This is a genomic window from Stenotrophomonas sp. 115C5 (assembly GCF_056861055.1).
This window is the reverse complement of the sequence record NZ_JBSPUQ010000008.1, coordinates 72,616-88,582: the sequence shown is the minus strand read 5'-3', so window position 1 is coordinate 88,582 and position 15,967 is coordinate 72,616. Positions and strand designations below refer to the sequence as shown.

General features: G+C 57.2%; 11 protein-coding genes and 1 pseudogene. 4 read left to right on the top strand and 8 right to left on the bottom strand.

The features are described 5' to 3' along the window. Positions 1–23: 23 nt before the first annotated feature. From AC13FN_RS11815 to AC13FN_RS11800, 4 genes and pseudogenes are all read right to left on the bottom strand, one after another. Positions 24–3,245 (bottom strand): DUF6531 domain-containing protein, encoded by a 3,222-nt coding sequence (locus tag AC13FN_RS11815; RefSeq protein ID WP_217014690.1) that lies wholly within the window; start codon positions 3,243–3,245, stop codon positions 24–26. A gap of 192 nt (positions 3,246–3,437) precedes the next feature. Beyond that, positions 3,438–4,292, bottom strand: a pseudogene (locus AC13FN_RS11810) (PA0069 family radical SAM protein); the annotation flags it as partial. Positions 4,293–4,812: 520 nt separating this feature from the next. Then, positions 4,813–5,463 (bottom strand): HlyD family secretion protein, encoded by a 651-nt coding sequence (locus AC13FN_RS11805; protein WP_482984399.1) that lies wholly within the window; start codon positions 5,461–5,463, stop codon positions 4,813–4,815. A 593-nt stretch (positions 5,464–6,056) separates the two neighbouring features. Further along, entirely contained in the window at positions 6,057–8,174 is a 2,118-nt protein-coding gene (locus tag AC13FN_RS11800) for a peptidase domain-containing ABC transporter (RefSeq protein ID WP_482984400.1), read from the bottom strand. A gap of 337 nt (positions 8,175–8,511) precedes the next feature. Between AC13FN_RS11800 and AC13FN_RS11795 the strand changes: the two genes are divergently transcribed. Then, the gene (locus AC13FN_RS11795) at positions 8,512–8,661 is read left to right on the top strand and encodes a hypothetical protein (protein ID WP_167357707.1); all 150 of its coding nucleotides are present in this window, start codon (positions 8,512–8,514) and stop codon (positions 8,659–8,661) included. A gap of 84 nt (positions 8,662–8,745) precedes the next feature. Further along, the gene (locus tag AC13FN_RS11790; protein ID WP_482984401.1) at positions 8,746–8,895 is read left to right on the top strand and encodes a class IIb bacteriocin, lactobin A/cerein 7B family; all 150 of its coding nucleotides are present in this window, start codon (positions 8,746–8,748) and stop codon (positions 8,893–8,895) included. Between the two features lie 306 nt (positions 8,896–9,201). Here AC13FN_RS11790 and AC13FN_RS11785 read toward each other — a convergent pair whose 3' ends face one another. Beyond that, positions 9,202–9,426: a hypothetical protein gene (locus AC13FN_RS11785; protein WP_482984402.1), complete on the bottom strand. Its 225-nt coding sequence runs from the start codon at positions 9,424–9,426 to the stop codon at positions 9,202–9,204. Positions 9,427–9,789: 363 nt separating this feature from the next. Between AC13FN_RS11785 and AC13FN_RS11780 the strand changes: the two genes are divergently transcribed. Beyond that, positions 9,790–10,209 carry a hypothetical protein gene (locus tag AC13FN_RS11780; protein WP_482984403.1) on the top strand — a complete coding sequence of 140 codons (420 nt, stop codon included), beginning with the start codon at positions 9,790–9,792 and terminating at the stop codon, positions 10,207–10,209. 246 nt (positions 10,210–10,455) lie between these two features. On the opposite strand, the gene AC13FN_RS11775 is transcribed toward AC13FN_RS11780, so the two are convergent. After that, positions 10,456–12,636 (bottom strand): ThiF family adenylyltransferase, encoded by a 2,181-nt coding sequence (locus AC13FN_RS11775; RefSeq protein WP_482984404.1) that lies wholly within the window; start codon positions 12,634–12,636, stop codon positions 10,456–10,458. Positions 12,637–12,704: 68 nt separating this feature from the next. Continuing rightward, the gene (locus AC13FN_RS11770; protein WP_241877583.1) at positions 12,705–13,880 is read right to left on the bottom strand and encodes a ComEC/Rec2 family competence protein; all 1,176 of its coding nucleotides are present in this window, start codon (positions 13,878–13,880) and stop codon (positions 12,705–12,707) included. Positions 13,881–13,989: 109 nt separating this feature from the next. On the opposite strand from AC13FN_RS11770, the gene AC13FN_RS11765 reads away from it, so the two are divergent. Then, positions 13,990–14,892 carry a helix-turn-helix transcriptional regulator gene (locus AC13FN_RS11765; RefSeq protein WP_482984405.1) on the top strand — a complete coding sequence of 301 codons (903 nt, stop codon included), beginning with the start codon at positions 13,990–13,992 and terminating at the stop codon, positions 14,890–14,892. A gap of 12 nt (positions 14,893–14,904) precedes the next feature. On the opposite strand, the gene AC13FN_RS11760 is transcribed toward AC13FN_RS11765, so the two are convergent. Further along, on the bottom strand, positions 14,905–15,486 hold the full coding sequence (locus tag AC13FN_RS11760; protein WP_241877580.1) for a hypothetical protein: 582 nt from the start codon (positions 15,484–15,486) through the stop codon (positions 14,905–14,907). Between the last annotated feature and the right edge of the window lie 481 nt (positions 15,487–15,967).

Genomic DNA, 15,967 nt, shown 5'->3' with positions numbered 1-15,967 from the left:
GAGGGGTAAGGTCAGTGTGGTCATCACATCGGCGCCTCGCAGGTGGTGCTGTTTGGCGGGCAGTACCAATCCGCGTTTTCTACCGCGATCACGGTGTAGGGCCGGGGTCCCCAAGCCATACCGCTGGTCGCCATTTGGGCAATGTATGCAAAGCTCCTGATCCCAATGCCATCGTGGTAGGGCGCAACGTCGATGCTGAACGATGCAATCCCTCCAGGGGATACTGGACCAGCCAGTGCTCGGGATTGATCCAGCTGGTCCTGGCCCCATGCAAGGTAGGTGTTTCCGTCCCATACGACGTTGCCTGTGTTGCGGACCTGTATGGTCAACGTGCTTTGCCGTCCATTGGTGATGTTGGTGGGATAGGCGTTGAAGGAAACGAACTCCGCACTCCGCACAACGGCTGGAACGGTGAAAGTGCCCGAGCGATTGATGGTCAGGTTCGGACCGCCAACAGGCGAGATACCGTGCACGAATAGTGCTTTGCCCCCGTGATTCGATCTTACGTTGCCGTCAAGAGGAATCTTGAACCAATAGGCACTTCCGCGTGCCTGGCACGCGTTGGCAACGTTTCCGTCGGTCGCCAAGTTGGCGCGGCCCGAAGTGACGAATGTACCGCCACCCGCTGCGCCACCGGCATAGACGTGTACGTCGATCGAGGCGTCCACGCCAACTGAGCAGGCCCAGCCTTCAATGAAGAAGTTCCAGTTGCCGTCCTGGGTCACGCCGCCGATGTCACCAACGATGTTTGCCGTTGGAATCGCAAACACGCCTGAGTTCGCGAGCGGTCGGTCCTGGCCACGGCCCTGCGGAGATTGGCCGTAGACGGAGAACTTGCGGCCGCCCAACTGCTGCCTCTGGGCTAGCGATATCGGCAACTGATACCTATAGGCACTCCCTGATGCTTGGCAAGCCGCTGCAACTCCTGGCTCGCTGGCAAGGTTTGCTTGTGTGCTACCCAGGTAGACGTTGCCGTCGGCGTAACCGTCCACCTGGATTGACCCAGCCGAGCCAGTGGAACAGGCCCAGCCACGCACGAACCAGTTCCACTGCGCATCATGAGTGATTTCGTCAATCACGCCGCTCACCATCGAATCCATCGGATAGTCGGTTTGTGAAACCTCAGTGCGCGTGCGATTGGAAGCGTTGTTGTAGCTATGACGGGTCCACGCCCACTTGCCGTCCCCCATTGAACGGACTTCCTGCGTCAGGCGGCGCCCTGCATCGTAGCCGTAGCGGACTGTCAAGCCATCAGGCTGGGTAAGCGAGGCGATGTCACCTGCAGCGGTGTAGCCAATGGCGGTCGTCGCCCAGCCGGTTCCCGAACTGGTTCTGTCGGACACAACGCGGCCACGGCCGTCATACGTCAACTCTCGCACACCACCGTTCGCGTTGACGATGCGCCCCGGCAGCCCCAGTCCGTTGTAGTTGGAATAGCTGATCGTATGACCAAGCGCGTTGGTGACACTGGTCAGATCGCCCTGACTGTTGAAAACGGAGGTGACGTCGTCCTGCGCAAGCGGTCCATCGACTTTGATGGAGGCCTTCAATCCGTTTGGGTGATAGGTATACGTGCTTCGGGTCACTCGCGTCTGGCTGGGCACTCCACGTGCCGTCAGATTGCGCTCGGTTGCGCTGGCCACGTTTCCGCGATCGTCATAGGAATAGGCAACTTCAAGATCACCCACCACCGTTGTCTTGAGGAGTCGGTTGCGCGTGGTATCCCACTCCTGCAACGTCGTACGTTCGGCCGAGCTCCCGACCGCTTCCACCCGCTTCAGCAGGTAACCCTGTGCGCTGTAGTCGAAGTTGGTCAGATTGTCCTGGAAATCATGGACCAGATCCGGATATCCGTTGGCGTCATAACTCTGCTCCTTGTAGCTGGCAGGGCAGTTCGGCGACGGATCACCCTTGGTCGATACCATCTTTCCGTCCTTGAACGTGTAAGTGGTGCTACGACCAAGAGGGTTGGTCACAGTGACATCAATATCGACGGGCCGCGTAAGGCTCGGCGCAGCGGCGGCCGTCATACCGAGAGCGCTCTCCATCGGCAGCGAGTCAACAGGCAGCGAGCGCGGTTGATAGCAGATCCGTGAGCCTCCGGTGCGCTGTTCGCACCATCCACGCTCTTCATCGGCACGGACACCGCCGGGTCGAGTCGGAGCGGGGGGCGGAAGCACCGGTTCGGTGCTGCGTACGGCGTAGCTGAAGCGGAACCGCTCAATGCCACCGTTGTGCTCTGTGCTGATGGCGCGGCGCTCCGCGTCGTACGCAAACGTGGAATAGCGCACGCCATTAAAAGACTTGCCAGTCAGGGCACCCGGGAAGCGGGCATCTTCGTAGTGGTAACTGATCGTCGTTGCAGGTGTGCCAGGCAGCGTCGTGCTGGCGAGCCGGCCACGTCCGTTCCCGAACACATTGGGGGTATAGGCGTAGCGATAGATATTGCCGGCCGGATCGGTCACCTGGCTGACCTGTCCGTTGGCCCAGCCAAAGCTGACGCTGCGTCCCGAGGAGTGCGTCACCTTCTGCAGGTAACGGTCAGCATAGGAGAACGTCCAGCTCACGCCCTGCTCATTGCTGAGTCGGGTGATGTAGCCCTCGGCGTTGTAGGTCTCCGTACCGTTGTTTTCGTTTCGAAGCGTAAACGTGCCATCGCCGTTCGCGGAGAGGTACGCGATGGGCTGGGCCTTGTCCTCATACCAGCGACCGCTGGCCGGATCCTTGAGGTACTTGATGCGACGACCGTCAGGCCGTTGCACCCACGCCAGCTGATTTGCATCGGTGAATGCGAGCGAATAGTCGAAGTTGCTCAGCCAGTGATTGCCGAACAGCCCGGTCGCGCTCCAGTAGTGATTGTAGTTGCGCTGCAGGAACAGGCCCATTTCGCCCTGGCTGGCGAAATCAAGTTCTGGTTCGACCTTGTTGCCGCTGTAGAGAACGACAGGATTGCCCTTGCGGCCGTTGCAGTCCTTCTCTTTGTCATCGGTCGGCTGCTCCTTCGCGGTTTCGGTCGGAATTGCACCGCCGCCGCCGCCATTGTCCATTTGAGACTCGGACAGGTGGACACCACTGCCGCCGCCAAATCCAAAACCACCTACACCGCTACCTCCAGCAGGGCGTTTGGCGGTGACCTGAACGGTTTCGAGAGTGTTTGCCGCAGTTGCCAATGTCATCGGCAGGGAAAGGAGCGGCAGAAGAAGAAGACGGGACTGCAGAGTGTTCCGTGTTGCAACGTGCATCATGCGCTTGCCTAGCTCCTCATCCGAGACCGACTCATTCAGTCATCGGGAATTCATGTTTGTAACGAGTCTATGACAGCACGCTGTAACGGTGCAATGGACGCACCTAATGTTTTTCGTGCATTGCCCATCAATGAGCTGGGTACAGCACAGCGCGACGAATCGCTGATGCATTCGCCAGCAGACGTACACGCCTCAGAAGAGCGAACCCTGCGGCGAGTCCTTGCGCGGCGGCAGCGGCTTCAGGAACCGGCTGCAGTCCAGCTTCGGCCAATGGCTGTTCTGCGCATTGAAACCCAGCCGCTTGCGGGCCAGCTTGAAGCGGTTGTTCAACAGATCGGCGTACACGCCCTGGCCGCGCATGCGCGTGCCGAACTGGCTGTCGTAGTCCTTGCCGCCGCGCAGCTGCTGGATGGTACTCATCACATGCGCGGCGCGATCGGGATGGTGCGTATCCAGCCAATCGCGGAACAGCGGCGCCACTTCCAGCGGCAGGCGTAGCAGCACGTAGCCTGCTGTACTGGCGCCAGCGTCGTGCGCAGCCTCCAGCACGGCCTCCAGCTCGCTGTCGTTGATCCATGGGATCACCGGCGCCACCATCACACCCACCGGAATGCCCGCTTCATGCAGATGCTTCATCGCGCGCAGCCGTGCATGCGGCGCCGATGCGCGCGGTTCCAGCTTTGCGGAAAGATGCGGGTCCAGCGAGGTCACCGAGAAATGCACGCTGACCAGGTTCTCCGCCGCCAGCGGTGCAAGCAGATCGATATCGCGCTCGACCAGTGCGTTCTTGGTGATCAACGAGAACGGATGCTTGGTTTCCAGCATCACTTCGATCAGCTGGCGGGTCAGCTTGAACTTGCGCTCGATCGGCTGGTACGCATCGGTGTTGATGCCCAGCGCGATCGGCTGCGGCACGTAACCCGGCTTCGACAGCTCCTTGCGCAGCAGTTGCGGTGCATTGGTCTTGGCGAACAGCTTGGTCTCGAAGTCCAGGCCTGGTGACAGGTTCAGATAGGCGTGCGAGGGGCGCGCGAAGCAGTAGGAACATCAACACTATATGTGTTCGCGGGAATCTGCTCACTGCGTCGCCGGCCATGATGGAGCCATCCCCTAAGTCTAGAGGACCAAGAGGAAGACTTAGCCCCCCAGCGCAAGGCAATAGAGGGCAGGTTGGCGCCTAAATCGTGGCCGCCAATGCCACCCGTACTGACTCCTGCAGGGCCTATCTGAGGATTCAACAGTGCTCCGGGGCTGAGGGAGGCGGGAGCCTACTCTCGGCGGTCGAGGAGAAGTAGCCATCTCATAGATTCCTGAGCTTGGCGCCGCCTTAATGGAGCTGCTTACAGCACAGGCGCAAGTCGTCTACGTTTGAAACGATCTGACTTCCGTTCGCCTGCAAAAAGACATCGACGCCATTCTGACCAGCGATGAGCATTACCGCGGGCACCAAGTCTTATGCAAAGATGCGACAGAGGCTCCTCATCCTGGAAGCTTGGAGCTGCGAATCACAAGTTGCGGCGTCATCCGATATATTCAAGGCGTGATTGCTGGCAGATATCTCTCCGACTCAACTGCCGCTAGCTTTGCCGACAACCGAGTAGAGCGGCTCAAGCACCCATTCGTAAAGCCGCCGTCGCTCTCCCATCACGTCCGCCTCCAATCGCATTCCTGGCCTAAGCGCCTCTGGCTGTCCATACGCAAGGACTGTCTGCTCATCAAGTGACACAAGCACTCGATACACCGCTTCACCTTCATCGGCTTGCCCCTTGGTTGCAACGACAGCGCTGCGAGAGATTTGAAGCACGCGGCCAGAGTGAGTGCCAAACTTCTGGTACGGATAAGCTTGATAGCGAAGCAGAACTCTATCGCCAGGCTTTATAAAGCCTATCGCCGAACTAGGAACCATCAGTTGCGCCCGAAGCTCCGAGCCTTCTGGAAGCAGAGTGAGCACGGGTTGACCTGTCTGCACGGCATGTCCAACCTCTACCAAGCGATTCGCGACGAGACCTTTGACTGGAGCTCGAAGCAACATCTCGCCATTCGCCTCGACCTGGATCGTTTCCTTGGCTAAGAGTGCCAGTTCCCTCGAAATGGCGGCGTTGGCTGAATCCTGCTGCTTAGGTAACTCCGCCAGCGCTTGTTCAACTTGGGCAAGTGTTCGATTTATAGTGGTAGCCTGTCTCTCCAGCGCCTTCTGCGCATTCATCAGTTCAAGCACTGATTGCTCCTGCTGATTTAGCTGCAGAATGCTAACGTATCGCTCATCCGACACTTTCCTGTACCGCTCTACAATATCTTGTGCGATTCTGACCTGCGCTCTTCGAGATTCGATCTCTCCAGCGATCTGAGATAGCTCCTTTTCCAGAGCCTCCCTCTGCCTTGTAAGACCTACATGCTGCAGTCGCACCTGCTCATTTTGCGAGTCGCGGCCCTTGATAAGGCTCTTCTGCTGAGCCTCTTGTTGGGATCGAAGTATTTCAAGCGCGTCTTGGCCTGAAGCCGTAACTCTCGGTGCGCTCAGGAGCACGAGAGGAGCCTGCGCAGAAACATGCTGTCCCTCCTCAACGCGCAAAGCTGTGACAACTCCTGGCGAAGATGCAACTACTGTCGAAAGGCCCAGGTCTGGCACCAACTCACCAGCCACACGTGACCTCCGCGTGTATTCACCAAAGAATAGGAAGAAAAGCACGACCGCGCCTGCGACTGCGGCCAACGACGCGAGCAACCACATTCGGAGGGGTTGAACCAAGGAAATACTCCCTAGCCAACTTCCTCTCCGATTCTCGATCACCTCCTTCCGAAAAAGGTCACTCATGCTGCGTGTCCCGATTCAAGGATCTCGTCGATCCTGTGATCCCGCGTCTGATCCGGCAGATCTACCAACTGCCCATTGGTCATTAGAAGAACTCGGTCAGCACTAGCGATAGTCTCAGGGCGATGCGCAATGATCACTCTTGTGAGATCGAGCCCGTGGATCGAAGTGTTGACCAGGCGTTCTCTACCCACGTCGAGATGACTCGTGGCCTCATCAAGAAAGAGGATTCTTGGGTTGCTGTAGAGTGCTCTAGCCAGAATGACTCGCTGTTTCTGGCCGCCCGACAAGCTTGTGCCCATGTCACCAATCAAGGTGTGGTAACCCATTGGCATGGCCATAATCTCCGCATGAATCGCCGCGAGATTTGCGGCACGATAGACGGATGATTCATCCGGAGTGTCTTCTCCGAATGAGATGTTGTCCGCCAAGCTACCGGCAAATAGCTGATCGTCTTGCATGACGGCACCCACTGCATTCCGGTAGGATTCGGCGCTGATCTTCTCCAGTGGAACGCCCCCGACCAAGACTGTCCCCTCCGTTGGCGGCAAGAGGCCCAGCAGAATTTTAAGTAGGGTAGTCTTTCCGCACCCTGACGGCCCCGTGATCGCGACGGACTCACCTTGGGCGATGCGCAAGTTGCAGTCTTTGATGACCCAAGGCTCATCCGGTGAGTACCTAAAGCCAAGCCCCCTGCACTCGATCGACAAGTGCTCTGGTAGCGTCTCAATAAGATAGGCGTCACTACTTTCTTCGGGAGGGGTCAGCGCGATCTCACCCAGCCTCTCTCCATGTAGCCTCAGCATTCGGAACTCGACGGACTTGTCAATCAGGCTAGCGATGCGCTGAGCAAACATATCCTTGTATGCCAGGTATGCCACAAGCATGCCTACGGAGAAGACGTTCTGCATTGCAAGAAGTGCGCCGATCCAAATAACAGCTATGCGCTCAAGGCCGAATATGAGCTGGTTCGAACTAGTGAATGCAAGACCGTAGCGAGCGAGCCAAACGTCAGAGTTGGTCGTGTCCTGCAGCAGGTTGGAGTAGCTCAGCTTTCGCGATGTCTCTCGTCCGCCAATTTTGATGGACTGAATACCGCGAATCGACTCGATCAGGTAGCTTTGCTGTCGAGCCGAAGCGATCAGCTGCTGCTCCGATCCGGTGCGTAATGCCTTGAAGGCCAGCGTCCTTGCTGCCATGTACAGGCACACTGCAAGTAGCGTGATAAGCGCGAGCTTCCAGCTATACATGAACATCATGAGAAGCGTAACTGACGCCATTAGGCCATCTACAATCGCTTCCACAAAGCTTGTTGTTAGAGTTCGCTGAATCGCCTGAACACTGCTCATTCTTGAGGTGATGTCCCCTAGATGCCTCCTCTCAAAGAAGTCAAGGGGAAGCTTAAGCAGATGGGAGAAGACGTTTGTCGCCCACTGAACACCAAGGCGGTTGGACAGATAGATTACGGCCGAGCCGCGGACAAGTCCGATCATGACTTGTATCAAGAGCGCAAGTCCGAACCCCACACCGAGCACTGTTAGCAGGTTGCTGTCAGCAGAGATCAGAACCTGATCGACCGTCCACTGCATGAAGAATGGCGCGAGCAACACAAATATCTGCAGCGCGCATGACAGCAGCAGTATCAACCCCAGTGATCGCCATAGGCCGTCGATCCTGCCAGTGAGATCGGAGATCGCGATAGCCGGCGCTATCGGAGCTCGCTTGAAGTCGGTGGTTGGAGCTAGCTCAAGCGCAATGCCGGTGAAGTGCTTGGAGAACTCATCAATCTTCAGCAGTCTTCTTCCGAACGCAGGATCAAGAACAACAACCCCGCGCCTGCTGACGTTCTGCAGCACGACGAAGTGATTTAGGTCCCAGTGAAGAACAGCAGGAAGTCGGAGTTGACTCAAGTGCTCCAAGTCCAAACGTACCGCGCGGCTTCCCAAGCCTAGCCGCGCTGCCACCTTCATCACCTGCGCAAGCGTTGCCCCTTTAAGAGATGTGGGATGCTGTCTACGCAGCTCACGGAGACCAATCCGATTTCCATGGTGGTCTGCGATCATCGCCAGACATGCCAGTCCGCACTCTGCAGACTCAGACTGAATGATTGGTTCCATGTAGTACTAGTGCCTTCCCTCGCATTTCGTCGAATATACGATGGCGTTAAGACGACGAGCAAGTGCAGCCTGACTAGCACTAACGGTCTATTGACAACGCAAAAGTTTGCATGCGATAACGAAATCGCGCGCACTCAAACAGATGCTGCGAAGCGTGGTGGGCATGACTGGATTGGATGTAATTCAACGATGGCTTGCTTCCTGCTTGGCAACACATCTGCAGCTGTAGTGCTCGCTTCGAGCTTGTTGATCGTGCCTGCCAAACGGCCGGATCGATCTCCTGCGTCAGGAGACGTGGAAGTCAAGCTTTTCATCATCTATCACTAAAGGAATGTGTATGCGTGAGATTACTGAGGTCGAAGTGGAACAGATCTCCGGCGCCGGCTTTTGGACCGACGTTGGCCAGTTTGCCGGTGAGGCCTATGCCTGGTACGAGGCAAACATGGGCGCGATTCACGCCGGGAACTTGAGTAAATCTCGCCCGTAACTGAGTTGACTGGTCACCTGTCAGGCGCCTCATTGAGGTCATCCTGCTTGGTCTCTATTTTTTCGACATAAGGAAATGAACGAAATGCGTACTCTTGAAATTAACGAGATCGAAGAAGTTTCTGGCGGCATCTGGGCACACATCCTCACTGCGATCGCTGTGTATGACGCCACCACTGATTTTGTTGAAGGCTTCAAAGAAGGCTACGCAAACGCGAATCCGCGCGTGCTGTAACTGAGTGCTCGCGAGGCAGTCATGAAACATGACTGCCTCGCTTTGAGGGTCCGCTCCACTAAAAGCCACGAGCTTATTTCAGAAATAGAAACCACTCGCCGCGATCATGATCCTGCATCCAGGACAAGTCGCTTCTAGTGCTAGCCGCCGCATTAGAACGCCATTCGTGGTACAGGCGCTAAGACACCATACACACAGGTCGTCACTCTCTACAGCCAGGCGTCATTCGCGGCGCGCAGCCTTTCAGCACATGCAGTCCGTTCCAGCACGACACTGTTACGCTAGAGCCCAAAATGGCGCGAACGCTTAGAGGTACTTTGCGGCAATTGCTACTATCGCTACGATTGCACCGCAGGTGGATGCAATATTCTTGTTCTTCAAGATGCCGAATGCCATAAGCAGAAGTCCAAGCACTGCTGCAAGGTTATAGAGATGTTGGCCATAGATGATGAAGTCGACCGCGTTTGCAATGGCAAAAACTGCAATCAGCAGCAAGAAGGGCTTTTTGTTTGGCTGAGAAACGGCGTTCATGGAATGATCCTTCGCTGGATGCTTGAGACGAGCAATTTCAGTTCAATGGCCTCTGCAACGCCAGAGCGACGCGTTCGACACACTGATTGATCATATGCACTTGGCATAGGTACAGCAAGCGGCTATTCCCGATACATTGCGGCCAGTCGCACTGCTGTTCTTGCGAAGCTTCCGCGCCCGTGGGCCGGGCTATGCGCCCGAAGAGATTTGGACCTCTTCCGACTTCTGGAAATTTGCTCGGGGCCTGTCTCGTGTAGATTTCGCAAGTCCTTTAATGCTAGAGCACTGTGGGTGCGCTCCTCGTTATAGAGCATCCACAACGCTTCGACTTTGCTCTGCGCGTCGGCCAAGACAAGAACCCCAGTGCTCGATCAGGAGCTCATTCCTAAGCCGGCAATTGAGGCTTTCCGCCATCATGTTGTCCGTTGGCTCGCCGCGCCGGGAAGAATCCAGCTCCGCACCGCTTTCATAGGCCCAACAGTCGATGACCTTGCTGACAAGCTTCGCGCCGTTGCCCACCTTAGTCGCTTCTGGATTATCCCGTTCAGCGACAGACCCCGCCACAGCTTCGGACGCATCGTCTGCGCGCAAGCCCTGGGCCAGGACGATCTCCAGGCGCCTATTCGTGAAGTGGCCCAATATCGGCTGCATCCGGAAGCTGCAGCTGTTGAACAAGGCATCACAGCACTATATGTGTTCGGGGAAAAGTTCTCACTGCATCGTCAGCCCACAAGAAATTTTCCTTTAAGCCTAGCGAAGCGACAGCAGTACTTCGCCTTGTAGCCTGAGGCAGTCGAGCGCCGGTTAGCGCCTAGATCGCTTCCGCCATTGGAGCCCCTGCCGCTTCCGACAGGGGCTCAGGGGATCCAGCGATGCTTGCAGGCGGAGGGAGCCGGAAGGCCTATCCTCGCCGGCTGAAGTGAGGAACCACCTCATAGATGCCTGAGCTTCGCGCAGGCTGGGGCACGCAGACAACTCGGATGAGAGTGAGCACAGGAGATCTGGGAAATCGTCCGTGCGTAAAACGATCTAGACCCCTTTCACCTGCAAGAATACGTCGATGCCATTCTCGCCCGCGATGAGCATCACCGCGGGTAATCCGTGCGCACCCAGCCTTGTGCAGAGATGTGACAGAAGGTCCTGATCTTGGATGCTGGGAACTGCGTTCACGCCCTTGGGGTGCGAGTGCCAAGCACCTATCCAAAGGACCATACCGGCTGTTCGTCGCTGGGCCTCATTGATGTCTTCTTGCACGCCGTAGCTACCGCACTGGAAGTCCGCCTCAGTTGACACACTGTCCCTTGGCGCGGAACGGCCGTCCACGAGATGGATTGTGTTGAGCTTGAAATCGACGACGCCCAGAAGGATTCCTCCGGTTTCGAGTGGAAGCGAGTTGGCTCGTTCCCCCAGGAGTTGTTCGCAGAGACCTTCGTCCCAGAAGATCTCCCAGTCTCCGACCTTTTTCGAAAAGGTTTGTCTGGCCGCCACCTCAATGTGACGAATGCTGCCATCGCTCGAAGACTCCCATACATCGATACTTGCACCGGAGAGCATTGACCTATTCCTGATCTGCCCTGCAAGCAATGATGCACTTCGCAGCACCTGGTCGTAGCTCAGGACGACTGAGACATCGCGACAGCCCGCCCCACTTCGAAGTGGGCGACCCTTTGCTTCGAGATGCACTGCTCCCCAATCTTGCTGGATGATCGCCCTGTAGTACTGGGCCTCAAGCGAAGCGCCTCTGATTTCCTGCGCGCTGTCCTCAGCAAGAAGCACGCAGCCATCTCCCGACGGCGTCAAGAAGGTTGCCATACCTCGAGGCAGATCCGCTCCAGACCACGCCCTAGTTACCTGGATGGTTGTTGATGCATCGATGAGGAGATCGCCACGCTTCAGGCACGCGTGTACCGGCTCTGTATCAAGGTCCGAGGCCCGATTCTGCAACGCTTTCACATCTGGGTCGGCAAACCCGAGCGTCCGCCGCGCATGGCGTTTGGCAACTTCGACTTTGGGTAGCCCAACCTGATCTTGGGTGCCGACATGCCGGACGACGTTGTGCTGAGCCAGAACGTCGGGATCAATGTAGTCCCAGTGGCCCCATGCGGAGCGGGACCATATATCGATTAGGGCACTTCCCAGTGCGCCCACGCCTGCAATTACACCGCGGAACTCACCTTCTTCAATTCCCGACCATCGCTTCGCCTCGTCTCGATCAAGACTGCGGCTGACGTCGATGTGCAGCACCTCGATATCTTGCCAACCCTTCTCTGGCCACCTTGGTCCTTCTCCAAGTAGAAGGACTGGCTGGACTGTATCGTTCTCTCCGTACCGGCCAAGTGCCTGTATTTTTAGCCCTAGCGCGACCAGGTCACAATCGATTCTGAAGCCCATCGAGTCGATGCTCACAACTTCACCGTCTCTTAGCCGCGGAAGACGAACGATCAAGATGATTCGCCCCTGACCCGGCTGGACGTTGGCGTTGCAGCATCGCCGGAAAGCCTCTTGAACTGATTTGGCCAGTCCCGGCATCAGCGAGCTTCCCTTAGCAACAAGCAGCTCTTCAAGACTGCCAAGCGATGACGGCGGCGAGGAGAGTGGCAGGTGCGCGATTGGGGCGGCATCCATGATGAGTATGCGATGAGGCGCCCGTGCCGGAGAAGCGGACGCGACAATGCGCGTGCGATATGTCACTCCGCGTTCCCACTCCCACGCGTCCATCAAAGCAAGCTCCTTGGACGGATCGCTCAAAGCCTCCGCAAAGTCCGGCGGAAGCATTAGGCACTGCCCAAGGCTGTAGAAGACGGGCTCCAAGCCGCGGTCGGTCCCATGAATCGTCCCATCTGCCGTCTTTTCCAGCCAGGCTAGAAGGGTCTCGAGTAGCGCTTCTGGCGTGAACCTGTGTTCCGCGAGCTCCCAGTCTCCCTCCATAATGCAGAGAGACGGCGGTCCTTGGTCGCCCGTGGAGTACTGATGCAGCGCTCTCGGAAAGCTCTTCCTGAGAGGTCGAGCTTCGAATGGGAATCGGGCACCAGTTCGGTAAAGAAGAGCCATTCGTTCGATGCGGTGAATCCCTGCGTCGTTCCCGGGGGACACGGCGCCATCACCAACATCGGCCACTATGATCTCTGCGACGAATGGGTGTTCAAGCCGTCTCAGCTCCACAACATTGATATCCGCATGTGCATTGCAGGCCCTGAGGAGGGCTTGCATGCGGCCATCGCGGAATGGATCAGCCTCATCTTTGGGGATGCTGACCCCCCAGTCGAGAAAATCTGAAGTCACTGGGGGCTGCCCGCACGCGGCGCGGCAGCCAGTGCCGCTACCGTAGAAGAGCCTGCGCCTGCCTTCCTGACTCGGACTGCCCCGAATGAAACCTGGAGATCCAGCGGAGTCTGCTCCCAGTACTGCGGATACTCTCCGGTGCACATGAATTTTCCACCCACAGCAGCCAGGATGCTCTCGTACTCCCTCTTAGCGCGAATGCATGGCGGATCATTCTTGTCATCCAAGATCCGCTTTGAGCTAGCCACAATCACGGCACCTGTCTTCGCCTGACCCAGGGCAGCTCGCGCTTCAGGGGACACTTGGGCCTTCTCGCCCTTTTCGGACCAGCTATCCCATGACAGCGAATGCCACGAGCAATGGTGTGGTGCCTGAAGAAGGTCGTACTGCAGCGCACCGCTCTTCCCATATTCAGTCCAGAGAAGCTCCCATACGTAAACCTCCGCATCACCGCCAGACAGGAACTTGCAGCGGGGGCGTCCGGCCTCGACGGATTCCAACGCGAAGTTGATGACGATGCTGGAATTGTTCTTCTTCAGTTCCTCAACAATGTCCGGGTCATCGCAAAGGATGGGCGCGAGCAGCGTTGCCTCAAAGTAGGAACTATTAGCACCATTAATGCGGCTGAAGGTACTGCCAGGTTTGATGACGATAGGTGAGAGATCGTCCGTCTTGCCGTCAACGTCCTCACCCATCAGAAGTACGCGCTCACCGTCCTTGTTCCCTAGACCATGGCGGTACTGGGTTACCCGCCGCTTTGCCTCGCGATTGAAGGCCAAGGCGTCGTCGCAGAGAACATGGTCCTTTGAACGACGGCGGAAGACCAACGGAGACGACCAGATTTCACGTATAACAATCCGCTTGTCCTTATCAGCTTTCTTGTCGTCAGGATAGTCCTCGATCGGCCCCAGGTAGAAATGACGGGCCAGACCGAGACAATGGTCCTTGTCGGGGTGACTCAACATGAAGACGTCTACATAGGGCCGGCCAAGCCCATCCCGCTGCAGCCTGGCTCGCAGATCCGAAGCCACATCACGTACTGAAGTGTCGTCAGCATCGTCCGCCGCCGCGCGGATGTTAACGTCAATCAGGATAGAACTGACCGCAGCATCCGCGAGGCGGATCAGGGTCATGTCACCGCAGTCGACCGGGAAGAACGTGATGTTGCTCATTCGAGTTGCGCCTCATCGTGTTGACCACCCCCGGTGGCCGTTGGACGCACTATACTACGAAAAACTACGAGGTCATAAAAATTAGTGGCCCACATCGAGAGCTGCACAAATGTCTAATAAATTCAATGACTTGAAAGTCGGTGCTGGCCGCAAGGAGCGTTGGGGGCAGGCCCGCCGGCTAGAGTTCATTGACTCCCGTCTCTTGTGGGCGGGAAAGGTCAATCGTTCCGACCTGGTCGAGTTCTTCAAAATTTCGCCCCCTCAAGCAACTCTGGATTTTGCTGAATACGCTGCGCGCGCGCCCGAGAATGCGAAGTACGACGCCAAGGAACGCGCGTACGTTGCGATGCCGACCTATGCGCCGATCTTTACCGAAGGATCGAGCGCCCGATATCTGGCAGAGCTGCATGCCATCACCACTGGCTTGCTGAGCCCCGACCTAAGCTTCCTAGGCAATCCGCCGCCTTCAGAGATCGTGAGCTTCCCGACCCGCCGGGTCGATGTCGCGCTCCTGCGGGAGACCTTAACTGCGATTCAGTCCGCTAAATCTCTGGAGATCACCTACCAGACCATGGCACGTGCTGAGCCAGATGTAAGGTGTGTCTCTCCCTTAGCATTGGCGTACGACGGGTTTCGATGGCACATCCGAGCCTACTGTCATCTGCGCAAGGACTACCGTGACTTCCTCTTCGCCCGAATCTTGACGGCCAAGCCATCTGGAAACGCTCAAGCCGCGATCAGTAGCGACGAACAGTGGAACCGCATGATCTATGTCGAGATAGCCCCCAACCCCGCGCTCTCTGAGGGCGCGCGGCGAGTTATTGAACTTGACTACGGCATGTCAGACGGAAGATTGAAGTTGAGGTGCAGACAGGCTATGGGCTACTACTTGTTGGCACGCTTGGGTCTCAAGGAGCAGGAGAACGAATCCGCCAGATCGCAGCAGATCGTCCTTGCCAATCGCGCCGAACTGGCAACCTACCTCCCCAACATTGTGCGGCCGGAGCGGTAGATGAAGGGGCGATCATGCCGCGCCAGGAGCAGCGGAACCTGGCTGGGTTCCCTCAATGGCTAGAACAGTTCGAACCAGACGTACACCGGCTACTCGGGCCACGACACTAGCGCCAAGGTACTGAAGACAGAAAACTGCTGCAACGGGACCGCGGGCGAAGCCAAGATCAAAGACAGTGAGTGTGATGGGAGCCGCCACGGTCACCATGAGTGAGACTACTGCCAGATCCCGAAAAGTGAGATAGCGACGATTGGCATCAAGGACCGCCTCATCATTGCGATGGTCGCGGTAAATCTTGTACCAAAGGCGTTGCTGGGCATCCGGGTCCAACGGAAGGGGACCCCGTCGTGCCGCAACTGCATCGGCGTCTATTCTCGAATCCTCCTTCAGGTGCCTCGAGAATGCCGAATAGCCAGGCAAGTGATACCTAGTTTTCCAGAAGACGATCGCCGCCTTCAGCTCCGGTGACAACACTGACGTCATCATGTACAGCATGGGGGGCGACAGCACTGTCGTCAGCCCGCCGATGATCATTTTCGGCTCGGCGGCACCCCACCGCCAATCGGGCGTCAGTGCATATGTCAGCAGCGCCATGTCGAAAGCTACAAAGGCTCCGATCCACCTAAGCAATCCTCCTTTTGCAGACACCTCATTCTCCCCGTCGACTAGATTAGCAGGTGGTCGAGATCTTCATCCCCCGCTAGATTATGCCTTCCCGATAGGGGATGTATGTAGAGTGCCCGGGATCTGTCCCCAAGGTATAACCCATGCCTCCGGGGACAACCTCCGCCTACCCTGTCGATCTTTCCAGGAGTAGCCGGCCGAGATGCGCCGGTGCTTGGGCGGGGGTGGGGCGCTTGGTTGGTAAGCGCCAAGTGCCATTAAGCCATGTCCGGCGTTGTAGTGGCTGACGCCAACCAGCGGTAGCCATGCATACCGCTCGCCGCGTGCCAACTGGAGGAGGGCTCGCTTTCAACGCAGTGCATCCTTAGTGTTTCGCAGCTTGAAACGATCTCGCTTCTGATTGGCGGTGCCAAAGGAGCAGTTATATGTCTTTGACCATACGCGGCTCCGG

What these genes read in the sequence shown, in the direction of transcription:
- AC13FN_RS11790 (WP_482984401.1), top strand. Translation starts at nt 8,746, where the DNA reads ATGCGTACTCTTGAAATTAACGAGATCGAAGAAGTTTCTGGCGGCATC.
- AC13FN_RS11775 (WP_482984404.1), bottom strand. Translation starts at nt 12,636, where the DNA reads ATGCAAGCCCTCCTCAGGGCCTGCAATGCACATGCGGATATCAATGTT.
- AC13FN_RS11795 (WP_167357707.1), top strand. Translation starts at nt 8,512, where the DNA reads ATGCGTGAGATTACTGAGGTCGAAGTGGAACAGATCTCCGGCGCCGGC.
- AC13FN_RS11785 (WP_482984402.1), bottom strand. Translation starts at nt 9,426, where the DNA reads ATGAACGCCGTTTCTCAGCCAAACAAAAAGCCCTTCTTGCTGCTGATT.
- AC13FN_RS11800 (WP_482984400.1), bottom strand. Translation starts at nt 8,174, where the DNA reads ATGGAACCAATCATTCAGTCTGAGTCTGCAGAGTGCGGACTGGCATGT.
- AC13FN_RS11760 (WP_241877580.1), bottom strand. Translation starts at nt 15,486, where the DNA reads ATGGCGCTGCTGACATATGCACTGACGCCCGATTGGCGGTGGGGTGCC.
- AC13FN_RS11770 (WP_241877583.1), bottom strand. Translation starts at nt 13,880, where the DNA reads ATGAGCAACATCACGTTCTTCCCGGTCGACTGCGGTGACATGACCCTG.
- AC13FN_RS11765 (WP_482984405.1), top strand. Translation starts at nt 13,990, where the DNA reads ATGTCTAATAAATTCAATGACTTGAAAGTCGGTGCTGGCCGCAAGGAG.
- AC13FN_RS11815 (WP_217014690.1), bottom strand. Translation starts at nt 3,245, where the DNA reads ATGATGCACGTTGCAACACGGAACACTCTGCAGTCCCGTCTTCTTCTT.